2 protein-coding genes are annotated in these 2,446 nt (G+C 70.8%); both read right to left on the bottom strand.

Annotation, left to right across the window (positions count from 1 at the left end; genetic code table 11):
- Positions 1-551 (bottom strand): condensation domain-containing protein (locus tag QH283_RS07490; RefSeq protein ID WP_280502289.1); only part of this gene is annotated, 551 nt, incomplete at its 3' end.
- Positions 552-1,001: 450 nt separating this feature from the next.
- Positions 1,002-2,446 (bottom strand): apolipoprotein N-acyltransferase (lnt, locus tag QH283_RS07485; protein WP_280502288.1); only part of this gene is annotated, 1,445 nt, incomplete at its 5' end.

The following is a 2,446-nucleotide window of genomic DNA, read 5'->3' as shown; positions in this document are numbered from 1 at the left end:
GTGTAGATCTCGGCGGTGCGGGCCACGCCGGTCATGGCGGCGTAACCGTCGATGAGGATGTGGTGGGCGCGGGCGTACCAGAAGTGCTCGCGGTCGCCGACGCGCAGGATGATGTTGGTGACCAGCGGGTCGTTCTCGATGTCGATGGGCGAGGCGGCGTGCTCGCTCATCCAGCGCATGGCGGCCGCGCGCGGGTCGGGCTGGTCGCGCAGGTCCAGCCGCCCCCACCCCGGCCTGCGGCCGGAGTCGACGACCTGTTTGGGCGTTCCGTCGACCTCGAGCACCCGCAGGTAGGCCGACTGGTTCTCCGCCCCGCACCGCTCGACCGCGTAGAGCAGCCGTCCGACGTCGAGGTCCCCCCGGATCTCCACGTACTGCGCGATGGTCAGCGGCACATCGGGGCGGATGCGCTGGGCGTACCACAGCGCGGTCTGTGCCGGTGACAGATCGAACAGCCGATCAACGAGGCGTTCGGACAGATCCCGGGCCGAGGGGTGCCCGGCCAAGCCACTCGAATTGCAGTCGACGCGATCGGTGGCCAACGAACTCATCAATCACTCCATTCTTCCGCAGCTGACTCCGCGCCCCCGAGCGCTGGACGGCCCTCGCTCGCGTGCGTGGAGGGCCGTAGGACGTGATGCACGTCTTGGATTCGGAGCCCGTACGCGGGCGGATTGCCGGAAAGCCCGATAAGTAGGTCGTTGGTACGACTCCAACGATGCTGCGAGAACAAAGAATTCGCTGGCTATCTTCCGGTTAATTTTCCGTTACGCCTGCGGTTACTGCGTTTTCACTTCGAAAACGGCTGCCAGTCCACCCGCCCGGCGAAATGCGGGTATTGTCCAGCGAATCACGAAGCGCGCGAATCCAGATACCGCCGGGCAAATCATACGTGGGGCAGATCACACCGGCGGAAACAGTCCGCGAGACGTCTCGGCGCGAATCTCCAACCGCGCGCGGGACTCAGCACACCGACCGGTCCGCTCACCGTCGAACGGTGGTCACCGGTCGCGGCGACGCAGGGCGACGGCGGCGGCCAGGCCGCCCAGCGTCACCGCCACGGCGAGCAGTTCGGGCGCGGCGCCCAGGCGGGTGGCAGGCGTGCTCGCCGAGCGCAGCGGCAGCGTGCTCACCAGCGCGGCGGGCACGAACAGATCCGTCGACTGCTCGATCGAGCCGTCGGCGGCCACGATGGCGCTCACCCCGGAGGTGGCCGCCACGACCAGCGCGCGGCCGTGCTCGACCGCCCGCACCCGGGACATGGCCAGCTGCTGATAGGTCATCTCGCTGTCGCCGAAGGTGGCGTTGTTCGTCGGCACGGTCAGCAGTTGCGCGCCCGAGGCGAGCGAATCGCGGAACGCCCGGTCGAAGGCGACCTCGTAGCAGGTGGCCACGCCGATCCGCACACCGGCGGCCTCGACGGTGCCGTCCCCGTCGCCCGGTACGAAGTACCCGGCCCGGTCGGCGTACTCCGAGAACAGCCGGAAGAACGAGCGCATCGGCAGATACTCACCGAAGGGCTGCACGATCTTCTTGTCGTGTCGCTCCCCCGGGCCGTCGGCCCCGTCCCACACGATCACCGAGTTGGTGGTGGTCCGGTCGCCGTTGACGAGCACCGCGCCGACCAGGATGGGCGCGCCCACTCGTTCGGAGGCTCCGGTGATGATCTCCGCGGCGTCGGCGTTGCGCAGCGGGTCGATGTCGGAGGAGTTCTCCGGCCAGATGACCACGTGGGGCCGGGGCTGTCCCCCGGCCGCCACCTGTCGCGCCAGTTCCTCGGTGCGCCGCACGTGGTTGTCGAGCACGGCGCGGCGCTGGGCGTTGAAGTCCAGGCCGAGGCGCGGCACGCTGCCCTGCACGGCGGCCACGGTGATCCGGCCGTCGCCGTCGTCCGCGTCCGGCAGGAGGGTGCGCGGCACCAGCCCCAGGAACACGAGCGCCACCAGCGCGACCACGGCAGGCACCGCCCGGCCCGCCGGGCCGCCGGGCAGGCCGCGCACCCACCGGCTCGATCCGGCGACCACCACCACGAGCGCGCACCCGAGCAGCGCCACGACGAACCCGATGAGCGGCGCGCCACCGACGGCGGCCAGCGGCAACAGCCACCCGTCGGCCTGCCCGAAGGCCAGCCGCCCCCACGGGAAGCCGCCGAACGGGAAGCTCGACCGCGCCCACTCGACGCTCACCCATGCCAGCGCCACCCACACCGGCCACCCCGGCAGCCGCACGAGCAGCCGGGTCAGCACGCCGAACAGCCCGATGTACACCGCGCAGGCCGTCGACAGCGCCAGCCACGGCACCGGACCCACGTAGATGCCGGTCCACGGCAGCAACGGCAGGAAGAATCCCAGCCCCGCCAGCAAGCCGTAGCCGAAGCCACCGCGCAGGCCGGTCCCGGTGCGCAGGACAGCGACGAGCACCGCGACCCCGACCGGCGCGAGGAACC

Origin of the sequence: Nocardia farcinica (genome assembly GCF_029867845.1) — a bacterium.
GTDB lineage: Bacteria > Actinomycetota > Actinomycetes > Mycobacteriales > Mycobacteriaceae > Nocardia > Nocardia farcinica_A.
The sequence above is the reverse complement of the archived record's forward strand: the minus strand, read 5'-3'. Positions and strand labels throughout refer to the sequence as shown.